This is a genomic window from Paeniglutamicibacter psychrophenolicus, assembly GCF_017876575.1.
In the GTDB taxonomy this organism is placed as follows: domain Bacteria; phylum Actinomycetota; class Actinomycetes; order Actinomycetales; family Micrococcaceae; genus Paeniglutamicibacter; species Paeniglutamicibacter psychrophenolicus.
This window is the reverse complement of the sequence record NZ_JAGIOE010000001.1, coordinates 4,740,852-4,758,489: the sequence shown is the minus strand read 5'-3', so window position 1 is coordinate 4,758,489 and position 17,638 is coordinate 4,740,852. Positions and strand designations below refer to the sequence as shown.

Annotated in this window: 14 protein-coding genes, 1 tRNA gene and 2 riboswitches; of the genes, 12 read left to right on the top strand and 3 right to left on the bottom strand. The window is 65.9% G+C overall.

Going from position 1 to position 17,638, the window contains the following annotated elements; translation table 11 throughout:
• The first annotated feature begins 178 nt into the window (after positions 1–178).
• The 10 genes from JOF46_RS21365 (at position 179) to JOF46_RS21320 (ending at position 11,812) form a co-directional block, all read left to right on the top strand.
• A complete protein-coding gene (locus JOF46_RS21365; protein WP_209911246.1) occupies positions 179–874 on the top strand; it encodes an iron-dependent transcriptional repressor DtxR in 696 nt (231 codons plus the stop codon).
• A gap of 84 nt (positions 875–958) precedes the next feature.
• Positions 959–1,142, top strand: a riboswitch (cyclic di-AMP (ydaO/yuaA leader).
• 76 nt (positions 1,143–1,218) lie between these two features.
• The gene (locus JOF46_RS21360) at positions 1,219–2,154 is read left to right on the top strand and encodes a M23 family metallopeptidase (RefSeq protein WP_245348219.1); all 936 of its coding nucleotides are present in this window, start codon (positions 1,219–1,221) and stop codon (positions 2,152–2,154) included.
• Between the two features lie 127 nt (positions 2,155–2,281).
• Positions 2,282–2,436, top strand: a riboswitch (cyclic di-AMP (ydaO/yuaA leader).
• Positions 2,437–2,591: 155 nt separating this feature from the next.
• Positions 2,592–3,269, top strand: a complete 678-nt coding sequence (locus JOF46_RS21355; RefSeq protein ID WP_245348218.1) for a C40 family peptidase — start codon at positions 2,592–2,594, stop codon at positions 3,267–3,269.
• Positions 3,270–3,606: 337 nt separating this feature from the next.
• Positions 3,607–4,104, top strand: a complete 498-nt coding sequence (locus JOF46_RS21350) for an HNH endonuclease (protein ID WP_209911237.1) — start codon at positions 3,607–3,609, stop codon at positions 4,102–4,104.
• The gene (gene mobA, locus JOF46_RS21345; protein WP_209911234.1) at positions 4,101–4,769 is read left to right on the top strand and encodes a molybdenum cofactor guanylyltransferase; all 669 of its coding nucleotides are present in this window, start codon (positions 4,101–4,103) and stop codon (positions 4,767–4,769) included. The genes JOF46_RS21350 and mobA overlap by 4 nt, the downstream gene beginning before the upstream one ends.
• 15 nt (positions 4,770–4,784) lie before the next feature.
• Positions 4,785–5,063 (top strand): DUF6457 domain-containing protein, encoded by a 279-nt coding sequence (locus JOF46_RS21340; protein ID WP_209911231.1) that lies wholly within the window; start codon positions 4,785–4,787, stop codon positions 5,061–5,063.
• An 11-nt stretch (positions 5,064–5,074) separates the two neighbouring features.
• On the top strand, positions 5,075–6,268 hold the full coding sequence (locus JOF46_RS21335; protein WP_209911229.1) for a molybdopterin molybdotransferase MoeA: 1,194 nt from the start codon (positions 5,075–5,077) through the stop codon (positions 6,266–6,268).
• A gap of 56 nt (positions 6,269–6,324) precedes the next feature.
• Positions 6,325–7,158 carry a formate dehydrogenase accessory sulfurtransferase FdhD gene (gene fdhD, locus JOF46_RS21330; RefSeq protein WP_209911226.1) on the top strand — a complete coding sequence of 278 codons (834 nt, stop codon included), beginning with the start codon at positions 6,325–6,327 and terminating at the stop codon, positions 7,156–7,158.
• 81 nt (positions 7,159–7,239) lie between these two features.
• Entirely contained in the window at positions 7,240–9,579 is a 2,340-nt protein-coding gene (locus tag JOF46_RS21325) for an FdhF/YdeP family oxidoreductase (RefSeq protein ID WP_209911223.1), read from the top strand.
• Between the two features lie 379 nt (positions 9,580–9,958).
• Entirely contained in the window at positions 9,959–11,812 is a 1,854-nt protein-coding gene (locus JOF46_RS21320) for an ABC transporter ATP-binding protein (RefSeq protein WP_209911220.1), read from the top strand.
• A 9-nt stretch (positions 11,813–11,821) separates the two neighbouring features.
• On the opposite strand, the gene JOF46_RS21315 is transcribed toward JOF46_RS21320, so the two are convergent.
• Positions 11,822–12,223, bottom strand: a complete 402-nt coding sequence (locus tag JOF46_RS21315) for an NUDIX hydrolase (RefSeq protein ID WP_209911217.1) — start codon at positions 12,221–12,223, stop codon at positions 11,822–11,824.
• 208 nt (positions 12,224–12,431) lie between these two features.
• Between JOF46_RS21315 and JOF46_RS21310 the strand changes: the two genes are divergently transcribed.
• The gene (locus tag JOF46_RS21310) at positions 12,432–13,661 is read left to right on the top strand and encodes an ROK family transcriptional regulator (RefSeq protein WP_209911214.1); all 1,230 of its coding nucleotides are present in this window, start codon (positions 12,432–12,434) and stop codon (positions 13,659–13,661) included.
• Positions 13,662–14,175: 514 nt separating this feature from the next.
• Here JOF46_RS21310 and JOF46_RS21305 read toward each other — a convergent pair.
• Both JOF46_RS21305 and JOF46_RS21300 read right to left on the bottom strand, forming a co-directional pair.
• Positions 14,176–14,252, bottom strand: a tRNA-Arg gene (locus JOF46_RS21305).
• A gap of 102 nt (positions 14,253–14,354) precedes the next feature.
• Positions 14,355–14,990 carry a hypothetical protein gene (locus tag JOF46_RS21300; protein ID WP_245348217.1) on the bottom strand — a complete coding sequence of 212 codons (636 nt, stop codon included), beginning with the start codon at positions 14,988–14,990 and terminating at the stop codon, positions 14,355–14,357.
• 72 nt (positions 14,991–15,062) lie between these two features.
• On the opposite strand from JOF46_RS21300, the gene pcrA reads away from it, so the two are divergent.
• Entirely contained in the window at positions 15,063–17,468 is a 2,406-nt protein-coding gene (gene pcrA, locus JOF46_RS21295; RefSeq protein ID WP_209911211.1) for a DNA helicase PcrA, read from the top strand.
• Positions 17,469–17,638: the final 170 nt, after the last annotated feature.

Sequence of the window (17,638 nt, the reverse complement as noted above, 5' to 3'; positions counted from 1 at the left end):
GGTTTTACGCTTTGACACCCTCGCATCCGCTGTCTGATGCGATTCGGGGATGCCCAGTGGTTCAATAATCCCGCACTCGGACGCCCAATGCGTAATAGCGAGTCGGAAATGTGAACGCAGGTAGAGTGGGAAGCGTAGTGATCTCTTGTAAAAATCAACCCATGCGGGAGCTGCAAACGTGTCAGACCTGATCGATACCACCGAAATGTACCTGCGTACCATCCTGGAACTCCAGGAGGAGGGCATCATCGCCCTGCGCGCACGTATTGCCGAGCGCCTGGGGCACTCGGGGCCCACGGTTTCGCAGACGGTGGCCCGCATGGAGCGCGACGGGCTGGTCGTGGTCACCACCGACCGTCACCTCGAACTGACGGAGCATGGTGCGGAAGTCGCCACCGGCGTGATGCGCAAGCACCGCCTGGCCGAACGCCTGCTGGCCGACGTGATCGGCCTGGAGTGGGAGTACGTCCATGAGGAGGCCTGCCGCTGGGAGCACGTGATGAGCGAGCGCGTGGAGCAGCGGCTGTACAAGTTGCTGGGCCACCCGGCGGCTTCCCCGTACGGCAACCCGATCCCGGGGCTCGAGGCGCTGGGAGGGCCAGGATTGGCCGAGATCTCCGTGAGTGTCCAAAATCTCGATTCGGCCCTGCTGGACGGCAACGTGGGCCCGGTCCGCATCGAGCGCCTGGCCGAAACCATCCAGGTGGAACCCGAGCTGCTGGTGCAGCTCGATGAGGGAGGCATCCGCCCAGGTGCCCTAGTCACCCTCGAAAGGGCCGGGGAGTACGTGGTGGTGCGGGTCGAGGGCATCGAGGGTGCGCTGGAGCTTCCGACCGAAGTCAGCGCCCATGTGTTTGTCCGCCGCATGGATTGATAACGGAATTGTAACTTTGGCATAAACCCCGGTAGGGTTTCTCGTTGGGTTGCACTTAGGCAATCCAGTCCTGATCCGGTTCGCATAACCCTACCGGCGGATCCAGGAGCAAGAATTCCCGGTAGGGGCGGAGGACCCATTTCAACCGTTCCCGGCCATTGGCCATGGATCTTGGGGTGAAGTTGAGTCCGCCTAGGTGGGCTCGGCCGAGTTGATCTCATGACTCGAATCCGACAGCTAACTTCGCAGGCGATACATGAGAGGTTGACCATTTGACTCAGCAGCACACTTCCGGCCGCCGCCGTGCGACCGGACCCGTTGATGCTTTGCCTGCTGAAGGCTCATTGGAGCAGATCGTAGACACCGCCCTGAGCGGCGAAAACACTTCCCGACGTCCCGGCCGCCGCGCACTGAGCGTGGTTCCGGAAGCCGTCGAGGCCATTGGTTCCCTGCAGTACACCGGCCGCCGCTTCGATGCGGGCCTGCGCTACGGCGCGTCCCCGGACGCGGCAGCCATTGCAGCCACCGAGATCCCCGTGGCCCTGGCCGCACCCGTGGCCCCGATGGTCGCCCCGGCCGAAGCCGACGAGCTCGACAATGTCATCAAGTTCGCTCCCCGGCCGCAGCGCACCCGCCTGGGGTTCACGCACAAGATCGCCGCGGTTGCCGCCGTTTCCGGCCTGGCCTTCGCCGCCGCATCTCCCGGGCAGGAGCCCGAGAGCGCCGTCGCCGACGCCCAGCGCGTCGCCCAGTCGGTCGTGGTTGATGTCCAGGCACCGACCGGTGACGAGGTCAAGATCGAGCGTGCCTCGCTGACCAGCGAATTCACCAAGGAAGACAAGCTGGCAACGGTCATGACCGCCGCAGGCGGGGATGTCACCAAGATCGCCACGAGCGGTGTACTTGCCCAGCCGGTGGACAGCATTCGACTGACTTCGCGCTTCGGCCACCGCAAGAACCCGACCGGCCCCGGCTACATGAACCACAACGGACTGGACTACGCAGTTCCCATGGGTACGCCGATCAAGGCCGCCGCCGCCGGCACCGTCGTGCAGGCAGCCTGGGCGGGCCACTCCGGCTTCCGCGTGGAGATCGACCACGGGAACGGCTTGCACACCAGCTACAACCACAACTCGTCCTTGAAGGTCACCGTGGGGCAAAAGGTCAAGCGTGGAGAAATTGTCTCGCTCAGTGGCAGCACGGGCAACTCAACCGGCCCCCACCTGCACCTCGAGGTCATCGTCAACGGCAAGTGGGTAAACCCCGAAGGCTGGTTATAACGACAATTGTCACCGTTCCGTGACCGGAACGTGACTTTTGGATTCGCTTCATATATTCTAAGTAAGTGCTCAGGGACCAACCCTGATCACCGCCGTGGGAAGTGCCGAGCACTGCCAGCCCACGGTGTCCGTTCAAAAACTCGTTTGGCAGTGGCGGGGGACCCACTTTCGGTTTCCACACCAGGAAGCCTTGGGGTTAAGTAGTTCGGCCTGGCGGCCGGATTGCCGAGTGACTCCCACTCGAACCCGACAGCTCACCTCGCAGGCATCAGGAGAGGCATTACTACGTGACTACACGTCAAGCATTGGGCCGCCACCGCGCGACCCCGGTTCGGACCAACCCGCTAGAATCCATCTCGAAGGCCGTAGCCTCGAACGCTGGGTCGGTTGGCCGCCAGGCCGCAGTCATTGCAGCCGCATCAGGTCTCGTTTTGACCTTGGGCGTTCCCGCAGCCCAGGGCAACGTATCCCGCGAAGCAAGCGCCGTCCCCGTTGAGGGCCTTTCCGCAGAGCGCGTAGCCGTCAAGGCCGTCTCGGTCTCGACCGAACGTGCCAAGGACCTGAACATCGAGCGCGCAGCGTTCACCTCCAAGCCGGCTCCGGCTCCCGTCGTGATCGCCGTGGCCAACGAGGTCACCCCGCGCTCCACCACTTCCTCGACGCGTTCCAGCAATGCCGACGCCTTTGCGCCGGTAACCCGCTCGAACCGCGGCACCACAGACTCCACCGCCTCGGCACCCAAGGTCAAAAGCGACTCGGTCAACACCGCCAACCTCTCTGGCATCGCGGCAACCGCTGCCAAGTACGTGGGCGTTCCCTACGTATGGGGCGGCAGCACCCCGTCGGGCTGGGATTGCTCCGGCTTCGTCAAGTACGTCTACGCACAGCACGGCATCAACATCGCCCGCGGCACCTCGGCCATCCGTGGCTCGGGCCAGTTCGTTCGCACCTCCAGCCCGAAGCCGGGCGACCTGGTGTTCCAGAACGGTGGCGGCCACGTCGGCATCTACCTCGGTGGCGGCAAGATGATCGGTGCACAGAACCCGACCGTCGACACGATCCTTCACGACGTGACCCGCAACCCGCTCTACGGGTACTACACCCTCAAGGGCTAAGCTCAAGCGTTCCAAGGCCCCCGGGCGATCCGCAAGGATCGACGGGGGCCTTTGTGGTTAATGCCGCCAGCAGGGCCCGTCCGGGACGGCAAGGACGGCCCGCGACGCCCTCGCCAGTGCTCCCGGGAACGGTCGGAACACCCTTGCAGGGGTGTACTGAGGGCAAATTTCCGGTGGATTTTTGAACCAGTTGCCGGCAAATGCGAGCAAAACAGTGATCCATTGTCTTAGGCTAGGGCACAGGAGCCAAAGCCGAGTGCCGCGTGCGCCACCGTGAGGGATTTCCGTCGTGGACGGGTCCCTCTGTTGCGCCGGGTCAGGATCAAAGGATGCGCACATGCGAACCCTTGTACTGAATGCAGGATTTGAACCGCTGGCGGTCATCACCTTCCGCCGGGCACTTCTCCTTGTCCTCACCGGGAAGGCCACCGTCCTTGCCGATGACGACCGGGACCCGGTCGTCGGGGTCAACCAGGTGGTGCCCAGACCCACGGTGATCCTGCTGAACCGCTACATCCGCCTGCCGTACCGCTCCGTCGTCAACGTCTCGCGCCGCGGGGTGCTGCGCCGCGACGGGCACCGCTGCGCATACTGCGGACGAAGCGCCAACACGATCGACCACATCGTGCCGCGGAGCCGCGGCGGCGAGGATTCATGGGAGAATTTAGTAGCGGCATGCCAGGGCTGCAACAGCGCCAAGGGAGACCGGACGCTGGCACAGCTGGGCTGGAAGCTGCGGTTCGCCCCGAGCCGACCGCGAGGCGCCCAGTGGTTCATCACCGAACTGGAACGCCCCGCAGAGGCTTGGAGTCCCTTCTTACGGAGTGCAGCATGAAATTCGATGCGATCATCGTGGCCGGTGGCCGTGGGTCCCGGCTTGGCGGGGTCAGCAAGCCCCTTCTTGAACACCGCGGCGAGACGTTGCTGGAGCATTCGCTCAACGCCGTCCGTGACGCCCAGGCCATCGCCGTGGTCGGCGCCCACGCCCTGGCCGAAGCCGTCACCCGGTACATGGACGGCGCCCCGGACCACCAGCGAGTGGTCATCACCCGGGAATATCCAACCTTTGCCGGTCCCGCCGCGGCGGTCGCCGCCGGACGGGCCGCCCTGGACGACGGACCCGACGACGAAAGCGCGCAGCGCGAAAACGAGGCCTCCGAGCTGACCGTCGTGCTGGCCTCCGATCTCCTGGACCCGGGCCCGGTGGTCGCGGCCCTGCTGGCCGCCACCGACCACCCGGTTCCGGGAACCGAGGCATGGGTACCCCAGGATGCCTCGGGGGTGCTGCAGACTCTCTCCTGCGCGGTCCTCACCTCGTCCCTGCGCGAAGCCATCACCCGGGCCTCCGAACCCCGCGGAAGCCTCGAGAATGCGTCAATGATGCGTCTGCTTGCTACAGTGCAGATGGAACGGTTGAAGCTTCCCGACGCGGACTTCAGCGACATCGATACGCCCGGGGATGCCGGGCGGCACGGGATAGCGGTGGCCAACGGCCACTGACAAGGAGAATGCACCATGCCGGAAGCCCAGCTCGATCAATGGGTCAGGGAACTCCTGGCGGCGTATGAACTCACCGACACCGAAATCGACATCGACCAGGTGCTCTCGCTGGCCGGCGTTGCCGCGCACACCATCATCCGCCCCGCCGCCCCGCTGACCACCTACCTGGCCGGCTATGCGGCAGGCCTTGCCGTGGGCAGCGGACAGTCCGGCATGAAACCGGCGATGGAGTCGGCCGATTCGTTGGCACGGACCGTGCTGGCGGCACACCCCGCCTCCACCGACGACGCCTGAGCCGCGCCCCGTTGAAAGACCATTCCTGGGACGGCGCCCGCACCGATGCCCACCGGCTGGGCACCCGGATCGCCGCCGCCCCCCAAACCGTTCCCCTGCACCTTGCCGCAGGACGGATCCTCGCCGCCGACCTGGTGACCGCCTACCCGATGCCGCATTGCGCGACCTCCGCCATGGACGGCTACGCGGTCAACGGACCGGGACCCTGGCAGCTGCTCAGGGCGCAGGCCGGCAACCCGGGCGCGGGCGAAAACCTGGTGCTCGCACCCTCGGAGGCAACCGCGGTGGTCACCGGGTCGCTGGTCCCCGAGGGCACCACCGCGATCCTGCGCGTCGAGCACTCCCGGCTGGAGGGCGGGCTGCTCCACGGCGACCGCCAGCTGCGCCTCGGCGCGGACATCCGCCCGGCCGGAACCGAAGCCGCCAAGGGCGAGCTGCTGGCCCGAGCCGGAATGACGCTGCGGGCAGGGGTGATCGCCACGGCCGCGGTCTCCGGCCACGACGAACTGCTGGTGGCGGCAACCCCGTCGGTGCACCTGGTGTTCACCGGCGACGAAGTCATCGCCGTGGGGCATCCGGCCCCCGGACAGGTCCGCGACGGATTCTCCCCGGTGCTGCCGCAGGTCGTGGCCGCCCTGGGCGGCACGGTCGGCAGCGCGGTGCGCATCGGGGACAGCCTCGAAGCCACGGTGGCGGCGATCGACTCGGCGTCGGCCCGGGCGGCGAACATCATCGTCACCACCGGCGGCACCGGGTTCTCCGATCGGGACTTCGTGCGCGCCGCAGTTCGCGAAGTGGGCGGGACGGAAGTGGTCCCTTCCATCGCCATGCGCCCGGGCCACCCATCGATGCTGTCAAGGCTGCCCGGAAACCGCCTGTTGGTCGCCCTGCCCGGAAACCCGTTGGCCGCGCTCATGGCCGTGGCCACGCTGCTTGACCCGATGCTGCGCGGGGCCACGGGTCGCGAACCGGCCAGGCTGCGCACCGCGATCTGCGCCGCGGACTTCGCTCCGCTGCCCGGGCGCACCCGCCTGGTCCCGGCCCGCTGGATCCCCGGTTCCGCCGGGCCCGATGCCCTGGCCCCGGCGGAGCATGTCTCCCCGGCGATGCTGCGCGGGCTGGCCGCGGCCGATGCGATCCTGGTGGTCGGGCCGGACGGCGCAAGTGCCGGTGCGCCGGTTTCCTACCTTCGGTTACCGTGGTAGCCGGGACCGAAAACACGCAAGACCAACAGCCAAGGCCGGAAAGGCAAGAGAAGGACATGGGACGGAAAATAGTCCGCAGGCGCATCACCCGGGCTACGCTGGACGGGGCCCGGATTGCCCGCGAGGAAAAGCTGGCCGTCGAGGAACCGCTGGAAATACGCTTCAACGGAACCTCCTTCACGACCTCCATGCGGACCCCGGGCGACGACTTCGACATGGTTGCCGGGTTCCTGCTGGCCGAGGGCATCATCAGCCGCACCGAACACCTGCTGTCCATGCGCTATTGCGCCGGCACCGACGAGGAGGGCAACCAAACCTTCAACGTCATTGACGTGCAGCTCGGCTTCGGGGCCCAGGCCCCGGACCTGTCTGCGGCACGGAACGTGGTGACTTCCTCGGCCTGCGGGATCTGCGGGACCAACTCCATCGACGAGGTCGCCAAGAAGTCCTCCTACCCGCTGGATCCGGCCCGCGGCCACCTGCCGGTCCAGACGCTGTTGAAGATGCCCGACACCCTGCGCGACGCCCAGGAACTGTTCTCCGCCACCGGGGGAGTGCACGCCGCAGGCCTGTTCACCACCTCCGGGGAACTGCTGGTGCTGCGCGAGGACGTCGGGCGGCACAACGCCGTGGACAAGGTTGTCGGCGCGGCGCTGCGCGAGCATAAATTACCGCTTCATGACTCCGTCCTGCAGGTCTCCGGGAGGGCCTCGTTCGAGCTGGTGCAAAAGGCCGCGATGGCCGGGATTCCGGTGCTGTCGGCCGTCAGTGCCCCTTCTTCGCTGGCAGTGGAACTGGCCGATGAAACCGGGTTGACGCTTGCTGCATTCTCCCGGGGTAGTACGGTAAACATATATACGCATGCCGACAGGGTTGGATCCGGTTCCTAGGAACCATCCGGAACCGGGTTTCCCCGTCAGGGCACGCGAGCGGCCGCGGTCCGCGATACCGTTGTTGAACGTGGAGGACACATGCATCGGCCAGCCCCAACGCAGGATATCAATGAAGACGACCTGGTAGTCACCGAGCCAAAACGCAGTGCGGCCGGGGTCAAGGCCGTGATGGTGTCCCTGGAACGCGGGTTCTCCGAGGCCGGGGTGAGCCGGACCCTGCGCTCGATGCTGCGCATCAACCAGCGCGGCGGCTTCGACTGCCCGGGCTGCGCTTGGCCCGAGTCCATCACCGGGGCCCGCAAGCCCGCCGAGTTCTGCGAAAACGGCGCCAAGGCCATCGCCGAGGAGGCCAGTGCCCGCACCGTCACCCCCGAGTGGTGGGCCAAGCACCCGATCAGCGTGCTGCGCGAGAAGACAGAGTACTGGCTCGGCTCACAGGGCCGGATCACCGAACCGATGATCATCCGCGAGGGCGAAACCCACTACACGCCGATCACCTGGGCCCGCGCCTTCGCGACCATCGGCGAGCACGTCAACGCCACCACCCCGGACAAATGCGTCTTCTACACCTCGGGCCGCACGGCCAACGAGACAGCGTTCATGTACCAGCTGCTGGCGCGGAGCCTGGGCACCAACAACCTGCCGGACTGCTCGAACATGTGCCACGAATCCTCCGGCTCCGCGCTGAACCCCACCATCGGCATCGGCAAGGGCACCGTCTCCCTGGAGGACTTCGAGCACGCCGAACTGATCTTCGTCATCGGCCAGAACCCCGGCACCAACCACCCGCGGATGCTCTCGGCCCTGGCCGATGCGCGCAAGCGCGGGGCACACATCGTTGCGGTGAACCCGCTGCCGGAGGCCGGCTTCTTCGGGTTCAAGGACCCGCAGGCCGTGCGCGGCATGCTCGGCAAGGCCGATGACATCAGCGACCACTTCCTGCAGATCAAGGTCGGCGGGGACCTGGCGCTCTTCCAGGCCTTCGGCCACCTGCTTTTGACGGCCGAGGCCAAGAACCCCGGCACCGTGATCGACGCGGCATTCATCGACTCGGTGACCGACGGCTACGACGCCTACAAGGAAGCCCGTGCCACCCTGGATTGGGAAGCGACCGAGGAAGCGACGGGGCTGACCCGCGCGCAGATCACCACCGTGGCCAACCTGCTCATCAAGTCCAAGGCCTCGATCTTCTGCTGGGCCCTGGGATTGACCCAGCAGCCGCACTCGGTGCCGACGCTGAAGGAAATCATCAACCTGCTGCTGCTGCAGGGCAACTTCGGCAAGCCCGGCGCCGGCGCCTGCCCGGTGCGCGGGCACTCCAACGTCCAGGGAGACCGGACCATGGGCATCTGGGAGAAGCCCGGCGAGGGGCTGCTGGCGGCACTGGATGCGGAGTTCAAGATCGACTCCCCGCGCGCCCACGGCTACGACTCCACCGAGGCACTGGTGGCCTTCGAAAACGACACCGTCGACGTGTTCGTCTCCATGGGCGGGAACTTCGCCCTGGCCAACTCGGAGACCGAGGCCCTGGAGGCCGGCATGCAGCGGGCCAAGCTGACCGTGCACATCTCCACCAAGCCCAACCGCTCGCACGTGGTGCACGGGCAGACCTCGCTGATCCTGCCGACCCTGGGCCGCACCGACCGCGACGACAAGCACCCCGGCGGACCCCAGTTCCTCTCCGTGGAGGACTCCATGTCCGTCGTCCACTCCACCCAGGGCCGGCTCAAGCCGGTCTCCGAGCACCTGATGGCAGAACCTGTCATCGTCGCCCGCATGGCCACCGCCATCCTGGGCGAGGACCACGTGGTCAACTGGAAGGGAATGGCCGATGACTACGACGTCATCCGCGACCACATCTCCCGGGTGCTGCCGGGCTTCGAGGACTTCAACCGCCGGGTTCGCGGGCGCAACGGCTTCGTGCTGCCCAACCCGCCGCGCGACACCCGATCCTTCGCCACCGACATCGGCAAGGGCAGGTTCACCGTCTCGCCCTTCGAGGCGCTTTCGGCCCCGGAAGGGCACCTGATCCTGCAGACCATGCGGTCCCACGACCAGTACAACACCACGTTCTACGGGCTCGATGACAGGTACCGCGGCATCAAGGACGGGCGCCGGGTCATCCTCATCAACCCGGCGGACCTTCTCGAGCTGGGCCTGGAGGACAAGTCCCTGGTCGATGTGATCTCCACCTTTGGCGGCACCGAGCGCCGCGCCAACCGCTTCCGGCTGGTTTCGTACCCGACCGCCAAGGGCTGCGCCGCGGCCTACTTCCCGGAGGCAAACGCGCTGGTGCACCGGGATCTGGTGGCCCGCGAGTCCAACACCCCCGGGTTCAAGGCCATCACGGTGCGCTTCGTGCCGCATACCCGCGAGGCCGCGCGGATGTTCGACGAGGACGCCGTAACGGTCGGCTGAGCCGGCGCCGGCCGGCAGGCGCCGCGCCGGCAAGCCCATTCATCGGGAATGCTGGTCCGATCCCGTCCCGGTGCCGGACCCTTTCCGTCATCTTGGTGCGGCGGCATGTCGGGATCCCGGCCACCGGGCCGGGCATGATTGCCGGCTGATCGCGATCAGCCGGCCGCCATGTGCCCGGCCACGCTCGGCCCGCCCCGGCCGAAGCTGCGCATGAACGCCTCCGCGATTCCAGCCGAGGGCGGAACCGGGAAGAATCCCGCCCTCGAATCGGTTGGCACTACAGTGGGCCACCAGCCCGCAGACTAAGATCGTTCATTGAGGTGCCGCCGGAATCCCGGCAGGGCATCGATGGACCACTGCAGGATGTAGAGAACACCTCATGAGCATGGAAAACGCGGCCTGGCATTCGCTGTGGCGGATGTCCGGAGACAAGGGCAAGGCCTACGCGGACACGACCCCGCGACGGGTGCTGTCCTTTGCGGCGAGCTACAAGAACAGGTTGCTGGTCTTCGTGCTCTTCTCGGTGTTCTCCGCGGTGCTGGCGGTGATCACCCCGGTGCTGGCCGGGCGCGTGGTCGATGCCATCGTGGCCCAGTCCGGGGTCCAGGTGGTGCTGAAGGTGGCCGGGATCATCGCGATCGTGGCCGTCGCCGATGCCATCGTCTCGCTGGTGGTGCGCTGGTATTCCTCGCGTCTGGGAGAGGGAATCATCTTCGATCTGCGCACCGCGGTCTTTGACCACGTGCAGAAGATGCCCGTGGCCTTCTTCACCCGCACCCGCACCGGCGCACTGGTCAGCCGGCTGAACAACGACGTGATCGGCGCCCAGTCCGCGTTCGCCGGCACGCTCTCGGGACTTGTGTCCAACACCGTGGCCCTGGTGCTCACCGCCGGGGTCATGTTCTCCACCTCCTGGCAGGTCACCGCGCTGGCGCTGGTGCTGCTGCCGATCTTCCTGCTCCCGGCCCGGCACTTCGGCAAGTCCATTGCTCTGCTGCGCCGGGAATCGGCGGACCTGAATGCGTCCATGGGCACCCAGATGACCGAACGCTTCTCCGCGCCCGGCGCCACCTTGATCAAGCTCTTTGGCCGCCCGGCCGAGGAATCGGCGCAATTCGGGCTGCGCGCCGGACGGGTGCGGGACATCGGGGTGAAGATGGCCATGCGCCAGTTCTTCTTCGTCGCCATGCTCACCCTGGTGGCTGCGCTGGCCCTGGCCCTGGTCTACGGGCTGGGCGGGGTCTACGCCATGCGCGGGGAGCTGGCAGCCGGCGACGTGGTGGTCCTTGGCATGCTGCTGACCCGGCTGTACGCCCCGCTGACGTCCCTGGCCAATGCCCGGGTGGAGATCACCAGCGCGCTGGTCAGCTTCGACCGGGTCTTTGAGATCCTCGACCTCAAGCCGCTGATCCATGATGCACCCGACGCCCGTGTGTTGGATCCCGGTCCGGTGTCGGTGAAATTCACCAACGTCTCCTTCGCCTACCCCAGCGCCGAAAAGGTGTCCCTCGCCTCGCTGGAGGACGTCTCGGTGCTCGACACCCGGGGAGGGGAAACGGTGCTGCACGGCATCGACTTCGAAATCCCCGCAGGGTCCACGGTGGCCCTGGTCGGTTCCTCGGGCGCCGGCAAGTCCACCATCGCCTCGCTGCTGGCGCGGCTGTACGACGTGGATTCGGGCAGCGTGCAACTGGCCGGCGTCGACATCCGCAAGCTCAAGCTCGACTCGCTGCGCTCCACGGTCTCGATGGTCACCCAGGACGGGCACCTCTTCCATGAGACCATCGGCTCGAACCTGCGCCTGGCAAAGCCCGAGGCCAGCGACGCGGAGATCTGGCAGGCCTTGGAAAGGGCACGCTTGGAACCGACCATCTCGGCGCTGCCCGACGGGCTGGACACCGTGGTGGGGGAGCGCGGCTACCGGCTCTCGGGCGGGGAACGCCAGCGCATGACCATCGCCCGGCTGCTGCTGGCCGCCCCGCAGGTGGTCATCCTGGACGAGGCCACCGCGGCGCTGGATTCCGCCAACGAGGCCGCCGTGCAGGCGGCCCTGGCCGAGGCCCTGCAGAACCGCACCGCGCTGGTGATCGCCCACCGGCTCTCCACCATCCGCTCGGCGGATTTGATCCTGGTCATCGAGGACGGGCGGGTCGCCGAGCGCGGCACCCACGCCGAGCTCATGGCCGTGCGCGGGCGCTACGCCGAGCTGCACGACACCCAGTTCGCGCAGTGATCGCCGGGCTCAGCGGCCCAGCAATCCCGGCAGCACCTTGTCCCGCAGCAGCGGGGCGATGTCGCCGCGGGTGAGTGCCGCCGCCGGGTCGACCCAGAGCATCTGTTCGATCTCGGCCTGGATCCTGGGCGTGTCGGAAGTGCATGCCCCGAAGAGGTGCGCGTGGATATCCGTGTCGGCCTCGTTGGCCGCCGGGCCCTTCCACAGGCCCATGGATTCGACCTGGCCTGGGGCGAAGGTCAGCCCCAGTTCCTCCTGGACTTCGCGCAATACCGCGGCCATCGGGCTTTCGCCGGGTTCGAGCTTGCCACCAGGCTGCATGAACATCACGGTGCCCTGTTTACGCACCAAGAGGATGCGTCCGGAGGTGTCGAGCAATTGCAGGGCGGCGATGGTGAGAATCTTTGGCACAACTTGAGCTTAACAACCATTCAAAGCACAGGTGGGGGTGATAACGTGCTTTGTGGACAGGTCTCGTCGCGCGTTTTTCCATTTAACGGTGGATACTGGAGTCAAATCGGCCAGGCGCCACGTCCGACGAACCGGCCTAGTCATTGGGGACTAACGGTTCGGGCAAGGCCAACGGGGGATCAAATGTGGATCTACAAATGGAGAATTGATGCAGCGGGGCACCAACTTAGGTCGACTCGGAGATTTTAATCAGGCGGTCATCTTTGAATCGATCCGCCGTGCAGTCGACGGGGTCAGTCGTGTAGAGCTTGCCGGTTCCACCGGGCTTTCCCCGCAAACCATCTCAAACGTCGTGCGCCGTCTTCTGGACGAGGGGCTCGTCCGCGAGGACCGCACGATTGTTTCCGGTCCGGGCAAGCCCCGAACCGTTCTGGAACTCGAAGCCAACCGCATGGTGGCCGTGGGCATCCACCTCGACCCGGGTGTCATCACCGTGGTCATGCTGAACCTCCGCGGCGAAATCATGCACTCGCGTCGCCTTGACATCCCTGCCGTCGAGGTCCCCGAGAAAACCATCGAGACCATGGCACAGACCGTGGACGAAATCATTTCCGAATCCGGCGTGCCGCGCAGCAACGTGCTTGGCGTGGGCGTGGTGGTCCCCGGACCGCTGGATCCCGTGCGCGGGGTCATGATCGACCCGCCGTTGCTCGACGGCTGGAAAGATGTCGACATGGTCGAGCCGCTGCACCGGATGCTTAAGCTGGATGTCGTCATCGAGAAGGACACCATTGCCGCTTCCATTGCCGAGCAGTGGAAGGGCAACGACGCCGAACGCGACAACTTCGTCACGATGTATGTGGGTGCCGGAATCGGTGCAGGCATGGTCCTGAACGGCGAAATCCACCGCGGCATCAGCAACAACGCCGGCGAGATCGGGCACTACTCCACCGGTGTCGTTGCCCAGGAATGCGAGATCTGCAGCCGCAACGACTGCCTGCATGCCTCCTTGTCGTTCAACCTGATTGCGAAGCATGCCCGCGCCCGAGGGCTGGGCCTCACGGTGCCCGACGACGGCACCGCGGAACAACGCGCGGCCGGAATGGGCGAAATCGTGGCCCTGGCGAAGTCCGGCAACGAAACCGCCGTGGAACTGATCCGCGAATGCATGGGCCACGTCGGCCAGGTCGCGGGACAACTGTGCAACACCCTGGACGTAGGACTGGTGGTCCTTGCCGGACCATTGTGGTCCGAGGTCGGCCAGTGGTGCCTGGAAGACGTGCGCGCAATCATCAACGAACGCTTCAGCTCCAAGACCGTCCATGCCGTCGAGGTCCGGTCCTCGACCCTGGGCCATGAAGTGGGTGCGATTGGCGGTGCCTGCGTCGTCATGGACGAGAGCCTCTCGCCCAAGGCCGCGGCGCTGTTGTTGCGCTAAACGGTCATATATTGCGTCAATGGGTCGTCGGATGTGACTATCTGACGACCCATTGTCTTACTACTGATGGGTCGGTTGACAATCTATCTCTAATGGATTTAGATGACCGGTAAGAGTTGGTTGCATCCGAGCTGCCCACCGTTGTTTGTGTGACAGTCTTGATTTTCCGCAAAGCTAACGCGTGGGGGAACGGCAGGTCGGCTGCTGGGGACCCGGCTCTTGACGCCGTCGACCGGTGCCGTGGGATGTAATGGGAGTTATCCCACGGTTTCACCGGTCGACGGCACCTTTTTCTTAACGCCGGATTGTGTGGCGCGCCCCGAAACCACGCGGGGCGATGGGTGCCGCGACGACCACGGCCTGGACTTGCCCGGCGGTGGGAACCGGGCATCGGCGGGGCCGGCAGGCACATGCCACTTGTTCGACCTGCAGCGGGGCCCGGGCGTCCGGATACACCCGAAACCGCTCCAATGAGAAGAGCGCGACCTGCAGGTTCGCAGGTCGCGCTCTTGTTTGGTGCCCCTGACCGGAATTGAACCGATGGCCTACTCTTTAGGAGAGAGTCGCTCTATCCAACTGAGCTACAGGGGCGCGTTTCGCCAAAAAACGATCCGGATCAATCCTAACGGTATTTTGGCGAAGCTTGGCCAATGTGGCGCAGCGCGCCGTTTGGCTGCTGCGAACTTCCAAGACCTAGAGCAGGCCCTTCTTGGACAACTCCCACTTTTCGCGGAACGTGCGCACGAACGAGGCGATGAGCACCCCGAACAGGATGGCCGCGGTGGCAAAGAGCAGGATCCAGCGGGTGGTGGTCAGCGTGGAGGCCAGGGACACGGCGGCCGGTTCCAGCGCGCCGGTGAACAGGGCATCGACGGCACGGTTCTCCCACAGGTCAACGACCGCGAAGAGCATGGGCACCGCCCACAGGATCCAGCGGCCTACGCCGCGGGAGGTGTTGATGTTCACGGCCAGCATGGTGACCAACGCCAGGAAGAGCGGGAAGAGCAGGCCCGCGGTCTTGTGCACGTAGTTCAACTGTCCGACGGCGTCCGCATCCATGGCCTGGCGCAACGCCTCGATGTGCCCGACGGAGTAGCCGCCAACCATCTGGTCCGGCATGGCCAACCCGTTGGACAGATCCGTCATCTGGTTCAGCACGAGCAGGTGGTAGTACCAAAAGAGGAAGAGCACCACGACGAACCCGGCCACCAGGATCAGGCTCCCGTTGTTGGCAGCCTTCTCCGGGGAACGCTGCGTCGAGGGGTTGGGAACCGGTGCTGCCGGGGTGGGACGGTTGTACTGCTTCTTTTTCTTCTGTGACTTGGCCATGACCCCAATTATGCCGCCAAATGATCGGGGCCAGGCCAACCGGTGGGCGCACCGCCGTAGACTGGGGCCATCATGGATTTTCTTTTCGATGACTTCGTCGCGCCCGCCCAAGCCCCGCCCCTCCCAGATGCCCAGGCGCTCCTCGCCGGGCTGAACCCCCAGCAGGAGCAGGCCGTCAAGCACGCCGGGTCCCCGCTGCTGATCGTTGCCGGCGCCGGCTCCGGCAAGACGCGCGTGCTCTCGCACCGCATGGCCTACCTGCTGGCCACCGGCAGGGCGCGCCCGCACGAGATCCTGGCCATCACCTTCACCAATAAGGCCGCCGCCGAGATGCGTGAACGCATTTCCGCGCTGGTGGGCGAGGACGTGGCCAAGAAGATGTGGGTTTCCACCTTCCACTCCTCGTGCGTGCGGATCCTGCGCCGCGAGGCGGCATCGGTGGGACTGAAGTCCAGCTTCTCCATCTACGACTCGGCCGATTCCCTGCGCCTGATCACGCTGGTGTCCAAGGGCCTGGAACTGGACCCCAAGAGGTTCACGCCCAAGTCCATGGCGCACAAGATCTCCGCGTTGAAGAACGAGCTCATCGACGACGAGCAATATGCGGCCACCGTTGCCTCCAACGACCCGTTCGCCTCGGCGGTCTCCCAGGTCTACCGGGGCTACACCGAACGGCTTCGTGCGGCCAACGCCCTGGACTTCGATGACCTCATCGCCCACGTGGTCAACATCTTCCGTGCCTTCCCGGCGGTGGCGGACAACTACCGCAGGCGCTTCCGCCACGTCATGGTCGACGAGTACCAGGACACCAACCACGCCCAGTACGCCCTGGTGCGCGAACTGACCGGGCCCGACGGCCCGACCCCGGGCGGGGAACTGACCGTGGTGGGCGACTCCGACCAGTCGATCTACGCCTTCCGCGGGGCCGACATCCGCAACATCGTCGAGTTCGCCAAGGACTACCCGGACGCGGTCACCATCAAGCTCGAGCAGAACTACCGCTCCACCCAGACCATCCTCTCGGCCGCCAACGAGGTCATCAAGCGCAACCCGGACCGGCCCGAGAAGCGCCTGTGGACCGCCGAGGGTGACGGCGAGAAGATCATCGGCTACGTGGGGGAGTCCGAGTCGGACGAAGCCCGCTGGATCGCCGAGGAGATCCTGCGCCTGAACGACGAAGAGTCCATCCGCCCCGGCGATGTTGCCATCTTCTACCGCACCAATGCGCAGTCCCGTTCCCTCGAGGAGCAGTTGATCCGCGTGGACTTGAAGTACAAGGTCATCGGTGGAACCCGATTCTACGACCGCAAGGAAGTCAAGGACGCCCTGGCCTACCTGCGGGTGCTGGTGAACCCCGAGGACGACATCAACGTGCGCCGGATCCTCAACGAGCCCAAGCGCGGCATCGGGGATCGGGCCGAGTACTCGGTGGCCGCGCTGGCCGAACGCGAGCGGATCTCCTTCATGGAGGCGCTGCGCCGGGCCGAGGACGCACCCGGGCTGGGCACCCGTGGCCAGAACATGGTCGGCGCGTTCGTGAAGATCATGGACGACCTGGCCGTGGTCGCCGACGGGTCCGGCCCGGCCGAGGCGCTTGAGGCGGTGCTGGAGCAGACCGGCTACCTGGAAATGCTGCGTTCCTCCAGCGACCCGCAGGACGAATCCCGCGTGGAAAACCTTGCCGAGCTTGTGGCGGTGGTCCGGGACTTCATGAAGGAGAACCCCGAAGGCACGCTCACCGACTTCCTCGAGCGCGTGGCGCTGGTGGCGGACGCCGACTCCATCCCCGACGCCCCCTCCGATGCCGAGGGCGTGGACATGGCCCACCGTGAGGGAATGGTCACGTTGATGACGCTGCACACGGCCAAGGGGCTGGAATTCCCCGTCGTCTTCCTCACCGGCATGGAGCACGGCATCTTCCCGCACCAGCGGTCCCTGACCGATGAGAAGGAGCTGGCCGAGGAGCGCCGGCTGGCCTACGTGGGGCTCACCCGGGCACGCCAGCGTCTGTACCTGACCCGCGCCGAGTACCGCAGCCTATGGGGCCAGTCGCAGTACAACCCCGCCAGCCAGTTCCTAGAGGAAATCCCGGAAAACCTGGTGGAGTGGAAGCGCGAGGGCACCAAGCGTTCCAGCTTCGAGTCCTTTGGAGGGAGCAGCAACTTCGCCACGAGCCGCTACGAGTCGGGGTCCTACTGGGGTGCAGGCACGGGATCCGGCGGCGGGGGCAGGCTCTCCGGCGCCCCGGAAATCCACACGCTGAGCACCGCACCCACGGCACGGGCCAAGGGCCGGGTGCAGCCGAACAAGGAAATCATCTCCCTGTCGGTGGGGGACAAGGTCAGCCATGGCACCTTCGGCGAGGGCGTGGTCCTGGCCCTGGAAGGTGCCGGGGACAAGACCGTGGCCAAGGTGAAGTTCGCGGACGCGGAGAAACGGCTATTGCTGCGATACGCCCCGCTGGCCAAGCTGGACTAGATCCGTAGCCAAGCGTGAGGATACTCCCGCGAACGCCATGTTTGCAGGGTCTGTGGCGGGCGTCACGGCCCACTGGGCTCTACCGTTTGTAGAACTGTGCCATTGGGCGCCAAGGCGCTAGGCTGTGGAATGGAGCCTGCCCTGTTTCCAGGACGGACTCTCCCCCTCAA

Excerpts from the sequence above, each read along its gene's own strand:
- JOF46_RS21350 (WP_209911237.1), top strand. The coding sequence starts at position 3,607 with ATGCGAACCCTTGTACTGAATGCAGGATTTGAACCGCTGGCGGTCATC.
- mobA (WP_209911234.1), top strand. The coding sequence starts at position 4,101 with ATGAAATTCGATGCGATCATCGTGGCCGGTGGCCGTGGGTCCCGGCTT.
- JOF46_RS21340 (WP_209911231.1), top strand. The coding sequence starts at position 4,785 with ATGCCGGAAGCCCAGCTCGATCAATGGGTCAGGGAACTCCTGGCGGCG.
- fdhD (WP_209911226.1), top strand. The coding sequence starts at position 6,325 with ATGGGACGGAAAATAGTCCGCAGGCGCATCACCCGGGCTACGCTGGAC.
- JOF46_RS21325 (WP_209911223.1), top strand. The coding sequence starts at position 7,240 with ATGCATCGGCCAGCCCCAACGCAGGATATCAATGAAGACGACCTGGTA.
- JOF46_RS21320 (WP_209911220.1), top strand. The coding sequence starts at position 9,959 with ATGAGCATGGAAAACGCGGCCTGGCATTCGCTGTGGCGGATGTCCGGA.
- JOF46_RS21310 (WP_209911214.1), top strand. The coding sequence starts at position 12,432 with ATGCAGCGGGGCACCAACTTAGGTCGACTCGGAGATTTTAATCAGGCG.
- JOF46_RS21300 (WP_245348217.1), bottom strand. The coding sequence starts at position 14,990 with ATGGCCAAGTCACAGAAGAAAAAGAAGCAGTACAACCGTCCCACCCCG.
- pcrA (WP_209911211.1), top strand. The coding sequence starts at position 15,063 with ATGGATTTTCTTTTCGATGACTTCGTCGCGCCCGCCCAAGCCCCGCCC.